At 67.5% G+C, this 14,390-nt stretch carries 12 protein-coding genes and 1 riboswitch; of the genes, 6 read left to right on the top strand and 6 right to left on the bottom strand.

Features of this window, described 5'->3' with window-relative positions; genetic code table 11:
* Window positions 1-28 precede the first annotated feature (28 nt).
* Both JJL56_RS33655 and rsmD read left to right on the top strand, forming a co-directional pair.
* Complete coding sequence (locus JJL56_RS33655) at window positions 29-1,288, top strand: pseudouridine synthase (protein WP_282188926.1); 1,260 nt, start codon at window positions 29-31, stop codon at window positions 1,286-1,288.
* On the top strand, window positions 1,269-1,847 hold the full coding sequence (gene rsmD / locus JJL56_RS09370) for a 16S rRNA (guanine(966)-N(2))-methyltransferase RsmD (protein ID WP_145624961.1): 579 nt from the start codon (window positions 1,269-1,271) through the stop codon (window positions 1,845-1,847). The genes JJL56_RS33655 and rsmD overlap by 20 nt, the downstream gene beginning before the upstream one ends.
* Here rsmD and JJL56_RS09365 read toward each other — a convergent pair.
* The gene (locus JJL56_RS09365) at window positions 1,838-3,013 is read right to left on the bottom strand and encodes a calcium-binding protein (protein ID WP_200484999.1); all 1,176 of its coding nucleotides are present in this window, start codon (window positions 3,011-3,013) and stop codon (window positions 1,838-1,840) included. The two genes, rsmD and JJL56_RS09365, sit on opposite strands and share 10 nt — an antisense overlap.
* Before the next feature lie 213 nt (window positions 3,014-3,226).
* Here JJL56_RS09365 and JJL56_RS09360 point away from each other — a divergent pair, with 213 nt between their 5' ends.
* The 3 genes from JJL56_RS09360 to JJL56_RS09350 all read left to right on the top strand — a co-directional run bounded on the left by JJL56_RS09360 (window position 3,227) and on the right by JJL56_RS09350 (window position 6,949).
* Complete coding sequence (locus JJL56_RS09360; RefSeq protein ID WP_145624959.1) at window positions 3,227-4,915, top strand: alpha-amylase family protein; 1,689 nt, start codon at window positions 3,227-3,229, stop codon at window positions 4,913-4,915.
* Window positions 4,916-4,978: 63 nt separating this feature from the next.
* Window positions 4,979-5,131: riboswitch (FMN riboswitch) on the top strand.
* A gap of 150 nt (window positions 5,132-5,281) precedes the next feature.
* On the top strand, window positions 5,282-5,956 hold the full coding sequence (ribB, locus tag JJL56_RS09355; RefSeq protein WP_200484998.1) for a 3,4-dihydroxy-2-butanone-4-phosphate synthase: 675 nt from the start codon (window positions 5,282-5,284) through the stop codon (window positions 5,954-5,956).
* Window positions 5,957-6,244: 288 nt separating this feature from the next.
* A complete protein-coding gene (locus JJL56_RS09350) occupies window positions 6,245-6,949 on the top strand; it encodes a substrate-binding periplasmic protein (protein WP_247891002.1) in 705 nt (234 codons plus the stop codon).
* A 498-nt stretch (window positions 6,950-7,447) separates the two neighbouring features.
* Here the strand turns inward: JJL56_RS09350 and JJL56_RS09345 are convergent, their stop codons facing one another.
* Window positions 7,448-9,682 (bottom strand): hybrid sensor histidine kinase/response regulator, encoded by a 2,235-nt coding sequence (locus tag JJL56_RS09345; protein WP_247889382.1) that lies wholly within the window; start codon window positions 9,680-9,682, stop codon window positions 7,448-7,450.
* Window positions 9,683-9,988: 306 nt separating this feature from the next.
* Here JJL56_RS09345 and JJL56_RS09340 point away from each other — a divergent pair, with 306 nt between their 5' ends.
* Window positions 9,989-11,959: a hybrid sensor histidine kinase/response regulator gene (locus JJL56_RS09340; RefSeq protein WP_345772560.1), complete on the top strand. Its 1,971-nt coding sequence runs from the start codon at window positions 9,989-9,991 to the stop codon at window positions 11,957-11,959.
* A 601-nt stretch (window positions 11,960-12,560) separates the two neighbouring features.
* Here the strand turns inward: JJL56_RS09340 and JJL56_RS09335 are convergent.
* The 4 genes from JJL56_RS09335 to JJL56_RS09320 all read right to left on the bottom strand — a co-directional run.
* Entirely contained in the window at window positions 12,561-13,055 is a 495-nt protein-coding gene (locus tag JJL56_RS09335) for a hypothetical protein (protein ID WP_200484996.1), read from the bottom strand.
* Window positions 13,056-13,175: 120 nt separating this feature from the next.
* Window positions 13,176-13,592 carry a type II toxin-antitoxin system VapC family toxin gene (locus JJL56_RS09330; protein WP_145626718.1) on the bottom strand — a complete coding sequence of 139 codons (417 nt, stop codon included), beginning with the start codon at window positions 13,590-13,592 and terminating at the stop codon, window positions 13,176-13,178.
* Complete coding sequence (locus JJL56_RS09325; protein WP_247891013.1) at window positions 13,592-13,837, bottom strand: type II toxin-antitoxin system Phd/YefM family antitoxin; 246 nt, start codon at window positions 13,835-13,837, stop codon at window positions 13,592-13,594. The genes JJL56_RS09330 and JJL56_RS09325 overlap by 1 nt, the downstream gene beginning before the upstream one ends.
* A gap of 158 nt (window positions 13,838-13,995) precedes the next feature.
* Window positions 13,996-14,390 (bottom strand): integrase core domain-containing protein (locus tag JJL56_RS09320; RefSeq protein WP_200484995.1); only part of this gene is annotated, 395 nt, incomplete at its 5' end.

Below are 14,390 nucleotides of genomic sequence, written 5' to 3'. Positions count from 1 at the left end.
GGGCTTGCAAGCCCTATGGTCCGTGCCCATGGACACCCCCGATTTCGAACATTCCAAAGCCATGCCCGGCGCCGCCGATGCGGATGCGGGCGAGCCCGATGCCGGCGAGCGCATCGCCAAGCGGCTGGCGCGCGCGGGCCTGTGCTCGCGCCGCGACGCCGAGCGCTGGATCACCGACGGCCGCGTGGCCGTCAACGGCACGACCCTGGACAGCCCGGCCTGCGTTGTGCGGTCCGGCGACGTCGTTCAGGTGGACGGCAAGGTCATCCCCGAGCCGGAGCCGGCGCGGCTGTGGCGCTACTACAAGCCGTCCGGGCTGGTCACCACCGCCCGCGACGAGAAGGGACGCACCACCGTCTTCGAACGGCTGCCGCCGGACATGCCGCGCGTCATCTCGGTCGGTCGGCTCGACTTGACGACCGAAGGGCTGCTGCTGCTGACCAACGACGGCGAACTGGCCCGCTTCCTGGAACTGCCGGCCACCGGCTGGACCCGCCGCTACCGCGTGCGCGTCTTCGGCGAGGTGAACGAGGTGAAGCTGGCCGAGCTGGCGAAGGGACCGACCATCGAGGGGGTGAAGTACGGTCCCATCGAAGCCGTTCTGGACCGCGTCCAGGGCCGCAACGCCTGGCTGACCGTCAGCCTGAAGGAAGGCAAGAACCGCGAGATCCGCAAGGTGATGGAGGCGCTGGACCTCCAGGTGAACCGGCTGATCCGCGTCGCCTACGGCCCCTTCCAACTCGGCAAGCTGGAGGAGAGCGCCGTCGAGGAGGTGCCGAAGCGCGTCGTGCGCGAGCAGGTGTCCCGCTTCTTCACCGGCGCCGATCCGGCTGAGGATGGCAAGGCCAGGGGCGGTGGGAAGACCGCCGCCGCCAAGGCCGCCGCCAGGAACGAGGGCGCCGGTGCCGAAGGCGCCAAGGGCCGCCCCGCCGCTCCGGCCAAGGCGTCCAAGCCGCGCGACGCCAAAGAGGGCTGGGCCAAGGCGGAGCCGAAGACCGTGTCCGACCGGCGCGGCCCGGCCAAGCCGCGCGACGCCAACACCGCTTCGGCGGGGCGCGCCACTGGAAAGCCCAGCGCCAATCCCAACGCCAATCCCAACACCAGGTCCGCGGCCAAACCCGGCGGCAAGCCCGGCACGTTGACGCTGAAGGGTGGCAAGCCCGGCGGCGGCGGCAAGCCTGGACCGAAGCCCCGTGGCGCTGGCGGTGCATCCGGCGGCGGCGCCTCGGGTGGTGGTGCGTCCGGTGGCCGGGGGCCGGAGCGGACCCGTGCGGATCGTCGGCGGTAAGCACCGCGGGCGGCGGCTGGCCGCCCCGGCGGGGAGCGACACGCGGCCGACCACCGACCGCACCCGCGAATCCCTGTTCAACATCCTGTCCCACGCCGACTGGGGGCCGGACGGCGCCGACCTGCTGGAGGGCGCCGTCGTCGTGGACGCCTTCTGCGGAACCGGCGCCCTGGGGCTGGAGGCGCTGTCCCGCGGGGCCGCCCACGCCAGCTTCCTCGACCTGGGCCGCGCCGCCCTGGACGCCTTGCGGGCCAACGTCGCGGCGCTGGGGGAGGGGGCGAACGCCGCGATCCTGCGCGCCGACGCCACCCGCCCGCCTCCTCCGCCGGGCCGCCCCTGCACGCTGGCCTTCCTCGACCCGCCCTATGGCCAGGATCTGGCGCCGCGGGCGCTGGCCGGGCTGGCCAAGGCCGGCTGGCTGGCCCCCGGCGCCGTCCTGGTGGTCGAGGTCGCCGGGCGCGACCCGCTGCCCCTGCCGCCCGGCTTCACGGAGCTGGACGAGCGCCGCTACGGTGACACCCGCGTCCACTTCCTGCGCTGCGAGTCGCCTCAGCCGTAGGTGAAGAAGGACGAGGCGACCTGGATCGGGGCAATCCCGGCCAGGGTCAGTCGGTCGCCGCCGCCGAAGTCGAGCAGAGCGCCGCCCTTGCCGTCCGATCCCAGGCGGTAGGTCATGTTGGAGGCGATCTGGATGCGGTCGTTCTGCGCGCCGCTGAAATCGGCGATGCGGTCCTGCCCGCCGCCGCGTGCGAAGACGAACAGGTCCGCCCCGGCGCCGCCCCACAGCGTGTCGTTGCCGGCATCGCCCCACAGCGTGTCGTTCCCCTCGTCCCCCATCAGCAGATCGGCGCCCGCGCCGCCGTGCAGCGCGTCGTTGCCGGCCTGCCCGCGCAGCGTGTCGTTTCCGGCATCGCCCCACAGCAGGTCGTTGCCGGCACCGCCGAACAGCTGGTCGTTGCCGCTCAGCCCGCTCAGCGTGTCGTCGCCGGCCCCGCCATAGAGGCTGTCGGCCCAAGTGTTGCCGGTCAGCGTCAGGTTCTTCGGGATCTCCACGATCTGGAAGCTCTTGCCGGTGAACTGCTCGGCGTAATAGTCGATGGAGTTCATGTAGTTGGGACGCAGCGTCGGGGTCAGGTCCGACATGATGGTGCCGGTGGCGGCGAAGTTGCCGTAGGTGGCCCCGCCCGCATACTCGTCGAAGGCGCCGATCATGTGGCCGAACTCGTGGGCCGCCAGCTCGTCCTGGTAGTCGGGGCCCCAGTCGGTCTGGGTGCACCAGTTGAGCATGTCGCAGCGCCCGTAGCTGTTGCTGACATTCACGTTGTAATGCTGGCTCCCGGCCGCCACGAACTGCACGTCGAAGCGGATGGCGTAGCTGCCGGTGCCGTCCGACAGGCTGTACTTGTCGCCCCAGATCCCTTCGATGCCCTGCTCCCACACCTGCTTCATCGAGCCGGCGTCATCGCCGGTCAGGTGGATGCGGGTCTGCACGGTGAAGGCCGTGCCGTCGAACGCGAGGTCGTACTTCACGTCCCAGCCGAACCCGCCGTCCGCCCGCGTTTCCGCGTAGTTGATGGTCACCGGGGCGAAGCTGGTGGGAACCGGCGCCGCGGGAGCCGCCGCCATGGCGCCGGCGTTGTTCCCGTAGGCGTAGCTGACGGCCTGCGTCGTGGTGGTCTGCGTCCCGGAATTCTGCGGCGCGTTCTGGCGCATGGCACGCTTCATGGCACGATTCCCCTGGTTCTGTGCGTCTTGGGGGACATCATGCGGGCAGGATTGAAGGCTTTCTTGTGACCTTAACTATACATTAACCTTTTTCCTAAGGGCGTAGGACACCCCTTACGGTTGGCGCGGCAGGGCGGAGGGACCTCGGCCGGTCGGCCCTGTTATGGCCTAGGACGAGCGGCGGCGGGCGCCGCGTCCAAGGCGGGGCGGGCCATGATCAAGGATCTCTGGTACAAGAACGCGGTCATCTACAACCTGTCGGTCGGCAGCTTCATGGACGCCAACGGCGACGGCGTCGGCGATTTCCAGGGCTTGCAGCGCCGGCTGGACTATCTGCAGGGGCTGGGCGTGACCTGCCTCTGGCTGGGGCCGTTCCAGCCGTCGCCGATGCGGGACCACGGCTATGACGTTTCCGATTACTACAACGTCGACCCGCGTTACGGCACGCTGGGCGATTTCGTCGAGTTCAGCCACGCCTGCAAGCAGCGCGGCATCCGCCTCATCATCGACCTCGTGGTCAACCACACCTCGGACCAGCACCCCTGGTTCCAGGCGGCGCGCAAGGACCCGGAGTCCCCCTACAGGAGCTGGTACGTCTGGTCGGACAAGAAGCCGTCCGACGCCGACGAGGGCGTCGTCTTTCCCGGCGTGCAGAAGACGACCTGGAGTTGGGACAAGGAGGCCCGTGCCTATTACTTCCACCGCTTCTACGAGTTCCAGCCGGACCTGGACACCGCCAACCCGGAGGTGCAGGCCGAACTGCTGAAGGTGATGGGCTTCTGGATCGAGCTGGGCGTGTCGGGCTTCCGCATGGACGCCGTGCCCTTCGTCATCGCGACCAAGGGGCCGGAGGTGAAGAAGCCCAAGCAGCAGTTCGACATGCTCCGCACCTTCCGGGAATTCGTGCAGTGGCGGTGCGGCGACGCCGTGCTGCTGGCGGAAGCCAATGTGCTACCGGACATCGACCAGGAGTATTTCGGCGACGACGGCGACCGCATGCACATGGTCTTCAATTTCCAGGTCAACCAGACCCTGTTCTACGCGCTGGCCACGGCGGACACGCGGCCGCTGGCCAAGGCCCTGGACGTCACCCGGGTGCCGCGCCCCAGCAGCAACCAGTGGGGCCTGTTCCTGCGCAACCACGACGAGCTGGACCTCGGCCGCCTGACCGAGGCGCAGCGCAAGCGCGTCTTCGACGCCTTCGGCCCGGACAAGGACATGCAGCTCTACGACCGCGGCATCCGGCGGCGGCTCGCCCCGATGCTGCACGGCGACCGGCGCTGGCTGGAACTGGCCTACAGCCTGCTGTTCACGTTGCCGGGCACGCCGGTGCTGCGCTACGGCGACGAGATCGGCATGGGCGACGACCTGTCCCTGCCGGAGCGCGACTGCGCCCGCACCCCGATGCAGTGGTCGGACGAGCCGCAGGGCGGCTTCACCAAGGCCGCCGACCCCGTGCACCCGGTCATCAGCGGCGGCGCCTACGGCTACGAACGGATCAACGCCGCCCACCAGCGCCGTGAGCCGTCGTCCCTGCTGAACTGGACCGAGCGCATCATCCGCATGCGCAAGGAATGCCCGGAAATCGGTTGGGGCGACTATCGGGTGCTGCCCACCGGATCGAACGCCGTGCTGGCGATCCGCTACGACTGGCGGAACAACTCGGTGCTCGTCGTCCACAACCTCGACGACCGCCCGCACGAGGTCGCGCTGGCGGTCGATGGCGAGGGAAAATCGCCGCGGCTGGTCAATCTGTTGGCGGAGGACCACAACGACCCTGAGGAGGACGGGCGGCATCGCCTGGTGCTGGAGCCTTACGGCTACCGCTGGTACCGGCTGGGCGGACTGGATTACCTGCTGCGCCGGACGGAGGGGCCGGTCGGCGGGGGAAAGCGGTCTTGACTTCTTCCGGCCCGCTGGGGGACGCTGGCCGTGCCGTCCCCAGCCGGGGGCGGCGCATCAGACGCTTGTTCTCAGGGCAGGGTGAAAATCCCGACCGGCGGTAGCCCCTCGCAAGAGGGGGAGCCCGCGAGCGCTCCCGGCCGTCAGGCGGGGAGGTCAGCAGATCCGGTTCAAGGCCGGAGCCGACGGTTACAGTCCGGATGGAAGAGGACGAGCCGGTCATCACCGTGGTCCGCCCGCTGCGCATGGCGTTGGGCGTGGGGCGCGTGCGTTGGCCTGCGACGGTGGTCCGCGTGGGGCATCCCGCGCGCCGCCGGATGTCTCTTTGCGCCCTGATTCAGGCTCGCCCCAACCGGAGTGAGAACCGTGAATCAGACCTTTGCCAGCAACCAACCCTCCACCGGCCTTCTCGACCGTTTCGGTACCGCCGAGGAGCGGGTCGCCCGTGCCGTGGAGGCCATCCGCCAGGGTGGCGGGGTCGTCGTCGTGGATGACGAGGACCGCGAGAACGAAGGCGACGTGATCTACGCCGCCGAGACCATCACCGCCGAGCAGATGGCCCTGCTGATCCGCGAAGGGTCGGGGATCGTCTGCCTGATCCTGACCGACGCCGACGCGCGCCGCCTCGACCTGCCGCCCATGGTGGGGGCGAACACCGCGCGCTTCGGCACCGCCTTCACCGTCTCCATCGAGGCGCGGGAGGGTGTGAGCACGGGCGTGTCGGCGGCGGACCGGGTGACCACCATCCGCACCGCCATCGCCGACGGCTGCCGGCCGGAGGACCTCGCCCGGCCCGGCCACGTCTTCCCGATCCGGGCGCACGCCGGAGGTTTGGCGGCGCGGCGCGGCCACACCGAGGCGACCATCGAGCTGACCACCCTGGCCGGGCGCCGTCCCGCGGGGGTGCTGTGCGAGGTGATGAACCCGGACGGCACCATGGCCCGCCTGCCCGAACTGGTGGCCTTCGCCGAGCGTCACGGCATGCCGATCGTGAGCATCGAGGATCTGGTCGGGGCGATGCGTTTGCGCTCCGCCGCGTGACCGGCCTGGGTTGAGTGAGTGGGACCGGTTCCGCCTTCCTGGGCGGGGCCGGTCCCATCGGTCCGCTGGAACGGTCGACCTCCGCATCCGCCGGAGCGTTATCACACCCGCCCGCTCTTTTCCCATTGAGGACAATCCTATTGCCCTGTACGCGGTGCCCGGCGACACGCGGCGGCCACCCTTCGCCGTGCCGCTGCGTGAACGGTCGTGCGCGCGATTTCAGGAACTGAGTGGAGACGGTTGATGAGGACGAGGCTGCGCGCGTGTTTGGCGACTGTGGCGCGATTGATGGTCGCCGCCTTGCTTCTGGCTTCGGCCCCGGCGCGCGCGGAGAACTGGACGGTCGCCTCCGAAGACTATTTCCCGCCATACAATTTCACCGAGCGCGGCAAGCGAACGGGGATGGACACGGAGATCGTCGATGCCATGCTGAAGGACATCGGCGTCTATCCGGTTCATCGCCCCATGGCATGGCCTGAGGTGGTGCGCGCGCACGACGAGAACGAGGTGGATGTCGCCTTCCAATTCTTCACGTCGCCGCGCCGGTTGGAGCGTGGCCATCTGATCGGTCCCTATCGTGTCGGGGCGACCGTGCTCATGGTCCGCAGCACCTCGGAGATCACCTACACGCGGATCGACGACCTGCAAGGTCTGCGGATCGGCGTCGTCGAGGGCTTCGAGTACACCCCCGAGTTCGACAAATCGTCCCTGTTCGAGAAGGTCCGCAGCAGCAGCAACGTCGTGTCCTTCCGGCGCCTGCTTCTCGGCCGTGTCGATGCCATCGCCGGCGACCTGCAGGTGCTCAAATATCTTGCCGAGAGCGAGGGCCGGGCGAGTTCCGTCAAGATCCTTCCCAAACCGCTGGCCATGGTGCCGCGCTTCATGTCCGTCCCGAAGTTGAGAGCCGTGAAGGCCGAGCGATTGCAGGCGGCCTACGAAAAGCTCAAACGGGACGGCACCATCGACGCCATCGTCCGCGCCTGGGAGCGGTAAGGCGTGACCGGCTCCCTTGAACCCCCTCCGCCCTGAGGTGGAGTTCGCCGCGGGAGTGGAACAGCGCGGCGTGGACAGGGAAGAAGCGCTGCGCGCGGCGCCGCTCGATCTCGGCGACGGCATGGTGGGCAAGTGACGACAGCGCCTTGGTGGACGCGCCGTTCTGCGCCTGCACGGACATGCCCTCGATCATCGCACCGACGAAGCGCGCAAGGGAGTCGAGCCCGGAATGGGTCGTCGCAGTAGGGCTTACCGGCGTTGTCGCGAGAACGGTGCAGACGCGCCGTCATGGCGTTATCCTGCTCGGGCATCGCCGATCTCGTATGCCCGCCATCAGTTCCCTCCCGCCCTGATCCAGCACGCGATCCGGTTGTATCTCCGGTTCACGCACAGCTACGTGGATTTCGGTTCGGTCGTTGGTCCCGTCGCCGGTCAGCCGCTCCACCAGGGGCGCGACCGGTACCATGCCCATGGCCGCGACCCAAATCGGCACACTCGCTACAGCACCGCTGAGATATGCCCGATCAGGGCGGTCGGCGGGATCGGTTTGGATAGGATGCGAATACCGGGTTCGCGACCGAGATCCTGGAGTGCCGCCTTCTCGGCATAGCCGGTGACGATCAGGACCGGCAGGCCGGGGCGATGGCGGCGGGCAAGACGGGCAAGGTCGGCGCCGGTCATGCCGGGCATGGCGAAGTCGGTGACCAGGATGCCCAGGTCGCCGTCCGCCTCCAGCAGCGCCAAGGCTTCCTCCCCGGTGGCGGCCTCGGTCACCACCATGCCGGCCTCTGCCAGCACTGCGGCGTTGGCCATGCGAACCAGGGCGTCGTCCTCCACCAGCAGCACGTGAGAGATGCCGACCGGCGGTCCGTCGGAGGCGGCGGTGAGGGGCGCGGCAAGGGGAACCGCGGCGGTGGCGGCGTCTTGAGCCTCGGATCGGCTGTCGGCCGGGGCATGGGGCAGATACAGCGTCACCGCGGTGCCGAGCCCAAGGTGACTTTCCAGGCGGATGCCGCCGCCCGACTGGGCGGTCAGGCCGTGCACCATGCTCAGCCCCAGCCCGCTGCCCTGGCCGACCGGTTTGGTGGTGAAGAAGGGTTCGAAGGCACGGGCCAGCACATCCCGCGGCATCCCGGCCCCGCTGTCGCGTACCGTCACCGCGACGTATTCGCCCGGTGCCAGGGTGGGCGAGACGCCCATTTCCTTCGCCTCTCCCTCGTTTCCTCCCTTGGTCTCCTCCCCCACCGACAGGCTGGCGATGACGATGGTCAGGGTGCCCCCGCCGGGCATGGCGTCGCGGGCGTTGATCGCAAGGTTCAGCAGGGCGATGTCGAACTGGTGGGGATCGACCAGGGCTGGCGGCACGTCGCCTTCCCGGTCGATGCGGATGCGGATGGCACTGCCCAGAGTGCGCTCCAGCAGCGTGACCATCCCCGCCACCTGGGCACCGAGGTCGACGGGCGCCGGGGCCAGCCGTTGGCGGCGGGCGAAGGCCAGCAGATGTTGGGTCAGGGTGGCGCCCCGCTCGACCGCCTGGCATGCGACCTGCAGCGCCCGGCGGCTCTCCGCCTCCACCACCTCGCCGCTGCCCTCCAGCAGATGCAGGCTTGAGCGCACCGCCTGCAGCAGGTTGTTGAAGTCGTGAGCCACCCCGCCGGTCAGCTGGCCCAGCGCCTCCATCTTCTGCAGTTGGCGAACATGCTCCTCCGCCACATTGCGCGCCTCGACCGCCTGCTGCCGCTCCTGGAGCGCGCGGTTGGCGGTTTCATACGCGAAGAACTGGCGCGCCATCGCCCACAGCATCAGGGTAAGCGTCACCGCGCTGAGCAGCCCGGCGGCGGCGATGATCTGCGCCTGGTGATGCCAGCGGGCCAGGATTTCTCCCCGTGTCCGGCTTACGCCGACGACCAGCGGGTAGTTGCGCAAGGACAGGAAGGACAGGATGCGGTCCTCGCCGTCGACCGACTGCGGCGTCTCGTAGGTGCCGGCCGAGTGGTTTGCCACCTGTTCGGCGACGCCGGGGCTGATGGCGATGGTCCCGACCTTGTCCGGCAACGCCGGGTAGCGCGCCAGCAGCATGCCGTCGCGCCACCACAGGCTGATGCCGCTGCCCGGCGTCACATGCAGGCTACGGTAGAATTGCTCGAAATAGGACAGGCGGATGGCCCCCACGACCAGACCAGCCAACCCGCCATCGGGATCGTTCACGCGGCGGGCGATGTAGAGGGTCCATTCCTGGGTGGCGACACTCTTCACCGGTCGGCTGACGTAAACGCGCCCGGGATCGGTGTCCTTGAGCGCCAGGAAGTAGTCGCGCTGCGACAGGTCGTGTGGCGGAGCCGGGAACTGGCGGGTGAAGTTGACCAGCGTGCCGTCGGCGGCGATCAAGCTCAGAGCCTCAAGCTGCGGCAGGCTGGACGCCCTGGCTTTCAAGAATTCATGGGTTTCGTGGTCGGCTTCCAGCCGCTTGAAGGCGTCGGCGTTGCGCCGGTTGTCGGCGGGGATCTGTTCGACGACTCCGCTGACGGTGAGTTCGATGCCTTCGATTGCGCGCAGCGTCTGCTCTGCCAGCGAAGCGTTGAGCGTGCGCAGGCCGAGCGTGGCCTCGGCCACCGTCTCGTCATGCAGCCGATCCATCATCATCGCGGTACCGCCGCACAGGGCCGCCAGCACGATCCCACCGAGCGCGCCGATGCGCCGGAGCGGACGGTTGGTCTTCAGAAGCCGCCGCAAGACCCTCGCCTCCGGTTCGCTCCCAGCACCGCATTCACTCCCATCGTCAGCCTTGCTCTCTGCCGCGCTTCCCTTGGCATCGCCATGGCGATCTGGTCCCTTCGTGCTGGCGATGCGGCGTCCGCCGACCGGAAGCACGAAGGCTTAGACACTGAATGGGCTGGACTATACAGAAGGCCGCCCGCCGGACAAGCGGCCACAGGTCATAGTGGACAGCCTTGGGTTTCCCTGAGGCTGGTTTCGTTGAGTGGTGTCACCAACAGCGATAGAGTGCCAACCATCATTCAGAGTCTTTGGAGAATCCTGGTGGAGATTGAGTCGTCGACCGGCGTTGGCGGGCAGTCGCTGTCCGGCGAGCGGCGATTCGAGCTGCTCGTCAACAGCGTTCGCGATTACGCCATCTACATGCTCGATGCACATGGGGTCGTGACCAGCTGGAACCCGGGTGCGCAGCGGTTCAAGGGGTACGCGGCCGCGGAAATCATCGGCCAGCACTTCTCCCGCTTCTACACCGAGAACGATCAACAAGCCGGAGTGCCGCAGCGGGCGCTCACCATCGCCTTGACCGAAGGAAAATTCGAAGCGGAAGGTTGGCGGGTTCGCAAGGACGGCACGCGCTTCTGGGCCCACGTCCTCATCGATCCGATCCGGGACGACGGCGGCAACCTGGTTGGATTTGCCAAGGTCACGCGCGACATCACCGAGCGCAAGCAGGCCCAGGAGGCCCTGCGGCAGAGCGAGGCGCGCTTCCGCCTGCTGGTCCAGGGAGTGATCGACTACGCGATCTTCATGCTCGATACGACCGGGCATGTCACGAACTGGAACGCCGGTGCCCAGCGCATGAAGGGCTATGCCGCCGAGGAGATCATCGGGGAGCACTTTTCGCGCTTCTACACCGACGAGGATCGGGCTGTCGGCATGCCCATGCAGGGGCTGCGCACCGCGGAGCAGACCGGGAAATTCGAAACCGAAGGCTGGCGGCTCCGCAAGGATGGCACCCGTTTCTGGGCCAGCGTCGTCATCGATGCGATCAGGGATACCAACGGAAACCTGATCGGTTTTGCCAAAGTCACCCGCGATATCACGGAGCGCAAGAAGGCGCAGGAAGCTCTGGAGGAAACCCGTGCGGCCCTCTTCCAGGCCCAGAAGATGGAGGCGGTGGGGCAACTGACCGGCGGCATCGCACACGACTTCAACAATCTGCTCCAAGCCATCGGCGGCAGCCTGGAGACCATCGAACGGCGGCTCGCCGCCGGGCGAGGCGACATCGAACCGTATGTGACCGCCGCCCGGACCTCGATCGACCGGGCAACAGCCCTGACACGGAGGCTGTTGGCCTTCGCGCGCCGACAGCCCCTCAAACCCGAGCGCACCGATTTGAAGGCGCTTGTGGATGAGCTTCGGGACCTGATCGAACGCTCGGTCGGCGAAGCGGTCCGGGTTGAGACGCGGCTGGCTCCCGAACTGTGGCCGATCTGGGCGGACGCCAATCAGGTCGAGGCCGCGCTGTTGAATCTGGCCATCAACGCCCGCGACGCGATGCCCGATGGCGGACGACTCACCGTTCGCGGCGCCAACACCCATCTGGACGAGGCTGCGGTGGCTTTGGAAGCCGGAATGCAGCCTGGCAACTATGTGCTGCTCGATGTGGCCGACACCGGCACCGGCATGCCGCCGGAGGTTCTCGCCCGTGCCTTCGAACCGTTCTTCACGACGAAGCCCGTTGGCCAGGGAACCGGCCTGGGGCTCAGTCAGATCTACGGCTTTGTCCGGCAGTCGGGCGGATGCGTCCGCATCGACAGCGCGGTGGGACAGGGAACGTCCGTGAAGCTGTACCTGCCCCGCCATCAGGGTGCGGAGAAGGCGGAACCCACCCCCGAAAAGGCACCCGATCAGCCGCCGCCGCCGGTGACGGGAACGGTTTTGGTGGTGGAGGACGAAGCGATTGTCCGCATGCTGCTTGTGGAGGCGCTCCGGGAGCAGGGTTCGACAGTCCTGGAGGCAGAAGATGGAAATGCAGCCTTGACCATCCTCGCCTCCCCGACGGGGATCGACCTGCTGGTGACGGATATTGGCCTGCCCGGCATCAGCGGACAGCAGATCGCGGAAACGGCCCGGTCAATGCGGCCGGAGCTGAAAGTGCTGTTCCTGACCGGCTATGCCGGCAACGCAGCCACGGACAAGGAAGCACTCGGGCCGCGCACACGGCTATTGAGCAAGCCCATCGCCATCGACCAGTTCATCGCCCAGGTGCACGCGATGCTGGGCAATGGCTGAGGTGAGCTTCCCCTGGGAGAATGGACAGCGTGTTATGCGGCCCGAAGCTTGGCCCGCTCTGGAGTGATGCAGCCGAGACCCGCCGATGCGGCCTGCCTTCATCCATGACTTCAAGCCTGGGATGAAGTCCGACACCATCCTCCATCGTGCCCTCCGCGTCCCGTGAACCCGCGCGCAATCTCGATCACAGAACCCGGTTCGGGAAGAAGGGGGCACTCGCCGATCATTCTCATGACGGCCTGCTCCCTTCCGTCGCGCCGCCCGTTTCATAGCGCGATCTGCGGCGAGAGGAGGCCGGTCAGCGGCCATCCAACGAGTGCTGGCGCGACGCCGAAGCGGGCCGTCTCCGGGTCAGTCTTATTGTGGTTTCAGGGTCAATTCGTGTGTGGTTCAGGGTCAGTCTATCTGTGGCCCGACAACCTCATGTCAGGCCACAGATAGACTGACCCTATTAACATGCTGAAAAGGCTGAGTTTTCCCGAACTGGCGTGACCCCGCTTCCACAATAAGACTGACCTGATTCCGGCACTTCTACAATAAAACTGACCCGACTCACGTATTCGCCTTATGCGCCAACGTCTTAGTGAGGTCAGTTGGACGATCAGGCGGCCATGGGGGACGGCTGGGCCCGGTGTTCGAAGCGGCGTCGCTTTTCGGCACGCAGCGCCTCGACCACGGCGAGGTCGGGGTGCGTCTGAAGCAGCCGGTCCAGCGCGCGCATGGGCGTGCGGGCCGGGTCGAAGCGCGGACCCGGCATCCTCTCTCGGAAGGCCGCTCCGGAACGGATGCGGTGCGCTTGGTTGTGGCACTCCACCATGCGCTCGGCACACTCCGCTCGGGTCAGAGAGCGGAAGGGTCCGTGATGCAGGTGGGCATTGTTGTACCGGGACCGGTCGAACAGGTCGGCCGCCTCCTCCAGTGTCTCGACATCGAGGCACGCGCGAATGTTGGCGATGGTCAGCGATCGGCAAAGCCTTTCGCGACGGGCGTGTTCGCGCGACCTGGCGCGGATCGGGCCGCAGACCGCGTACACGAGCGCCAACCAGTCCCGCATGGTGGTCCAGGACAGCGCGGTGCCGGGGATTTTGCGGAGCATAGGGTTGCCTCCTCTTCTGGTCTTCTGCGCGACAAGCCCCTACCGTGGGGGCGGGTAAGGGGCTGTCCAGGGGGAGCGGAAGGGTGCCAAACCGGCGGTTTCTGGAAAGGCGGAAGGGTGTCAGCTGTTGCTCCAGGGGTTGAGCAACGGAACGCCCATCGGCTCGAAATCACGCACGTTGCGGGTCACCACGGTCAAGCGATGAACCAGCGCGGTGGCCGCGATCAGGCTGTCGCCCTGTGGCCGTGGGTCAGGAACGTGGAGCGTCGCGCAGCGCTGCGCCACTTCTGCATCCACCGGCAGGATGCGGCCTCTAAAGGCCGGCATTACCTGGGTGTCGATCCAACTGCGCAGCACCGCCCCTTGCGCGGCATCCCTGCGGCCGACCTGGCCGGCACCCAGCTCGATCTCGAACAAGGTGATGGCGGAGATGAACAGGTCGGCCGGCGGCACGCCGCCCGCCCAGGCGAGAAGGCCAGGGTTGGTCCGCGCCGGCCGCCGCAGTTCGGAAATGGCGTTGGTGTCGAGCAGGAACATCAGTCCAGCACCGCCGGCCGGGCGATGTCGCCGATGCGCGGCGGCTCGAAGTCGAAATCGGCCCCGGCGTCGTCCTGGCGCAGCATCTCGACGATGGAGCCACCCTGTTCACCCGACAAGCGCTGATAGGTGTCGTAACGCAGAAGTACGAAGGCCGGTTCGCCGCGATCCGTGACGATCACCGGGCCATCTTCGGCTGCTCGCTTCGCTTCGCTTGGGTTTTGGTTGAACTCTCTGCTGGACATCATTCGGCCCATGCTATGCACCCCATCCACTACGATGATGGTACAATACTACATAAAGACGACTCGCGCTACACGAGATGTAGGCACAAGCCTACAATGAGCTGGTCCCCGTTTCCCGGACAGATTTGCGGTTGGAATAAGCTTGGTTCAGGTTCGTGTCATGCCGCCAATCTGATCCGGTCCGATGTGCCCTGGTAGGCCTCGTCCGGGGTTCTGCCGCCGAGCGCCGAGTGCGGGCGGTCGGCGTTGTAGTAATCGATCCAGCGGCCGATCCCGGCCCTGGCCTCGCTGCCCGTTTCGAAGGCGTGGAGGTAGACGCACTCGTATTTCATCGATCGCCACAGCCGTTCGATGAAGACGTTGTCCATCCACCGGCCGCGCCCGTCCATCGACACCCGAATGCCGGCCGCGGTCAAGAGCCCGGTGAAGCGCGGGCTGGTGAACTGGCTGCCCTGATCGGTGTTGAAGATGTCCGGCCGTCCGTGCCGCGCCATCGCCTCCTCCACGGCCTCGATGCGGAACTCGACGTCCATGGTATTCGACAACCGCCATG

Source organism: Azospirillum aestuarii, assembly GCF_016632405.1.
GTDB classification, from domain to species: Bacteria; Pseudomonadota; Alphaproteobacteria; order Azospirillales; family Azospirillaceae; genus Azospirillum; species Azospirillum aestuarii.
This window is presented reverse-complemented; position numbering and strand designations above follow the sequence as displayed.

Coding starts and splice junctions, on each gene's coding strand:
- JJL56_RS33655 (WP_282188926.1), top strand. CDS start 29: ATGGACACCCCCGATTTCGAACATTCCAAAGCCATGCCCGGCGCCGCC.
- JJL56_RS09365 (WP_200484999.1), bottom strand. CDS start 3,013: ATGAAGCGTGCCATGCGCCAGAACGCGCCGCAGAATTCCGGGACGCAG.
- JJL56_RS09360 (WP_145624959.1), top strand. CDS start 3,227: ATGATCAAGGATCTCTGGTACAAGAACGCGGTCATCTACAACCTGTCG.
- JJL56_RS09350 (WP_247891002.1), top strand. CDS start 6,245: ATGGTCGCCGCCTTGCTTCTGGCTTCGGCCCCGGCGCGCGCGGAGAAC.
- JJL56_RS09335 (WP_200484996.1), bottom strand. CDS start 13,055: ATGCTCCGCAAAATCCCCGGCACCGCGCTGTCCTGGACCACCATGCGG.
- JJL56_RS09330 (WP_145626718.1), bottom strand. CDS start 13,592: ATGTTCCTGCTCGACACCAACGCCATTTCCGAACTGCGGCGGCCGGCG.
- JJL56_RS09325 (WP_247891013.1), bottom strand. CDS start 13,837: ATGTCCAGCAGAGAGTTCAACCAAAACCCAAGCGAAGCGAAGCGAGCA.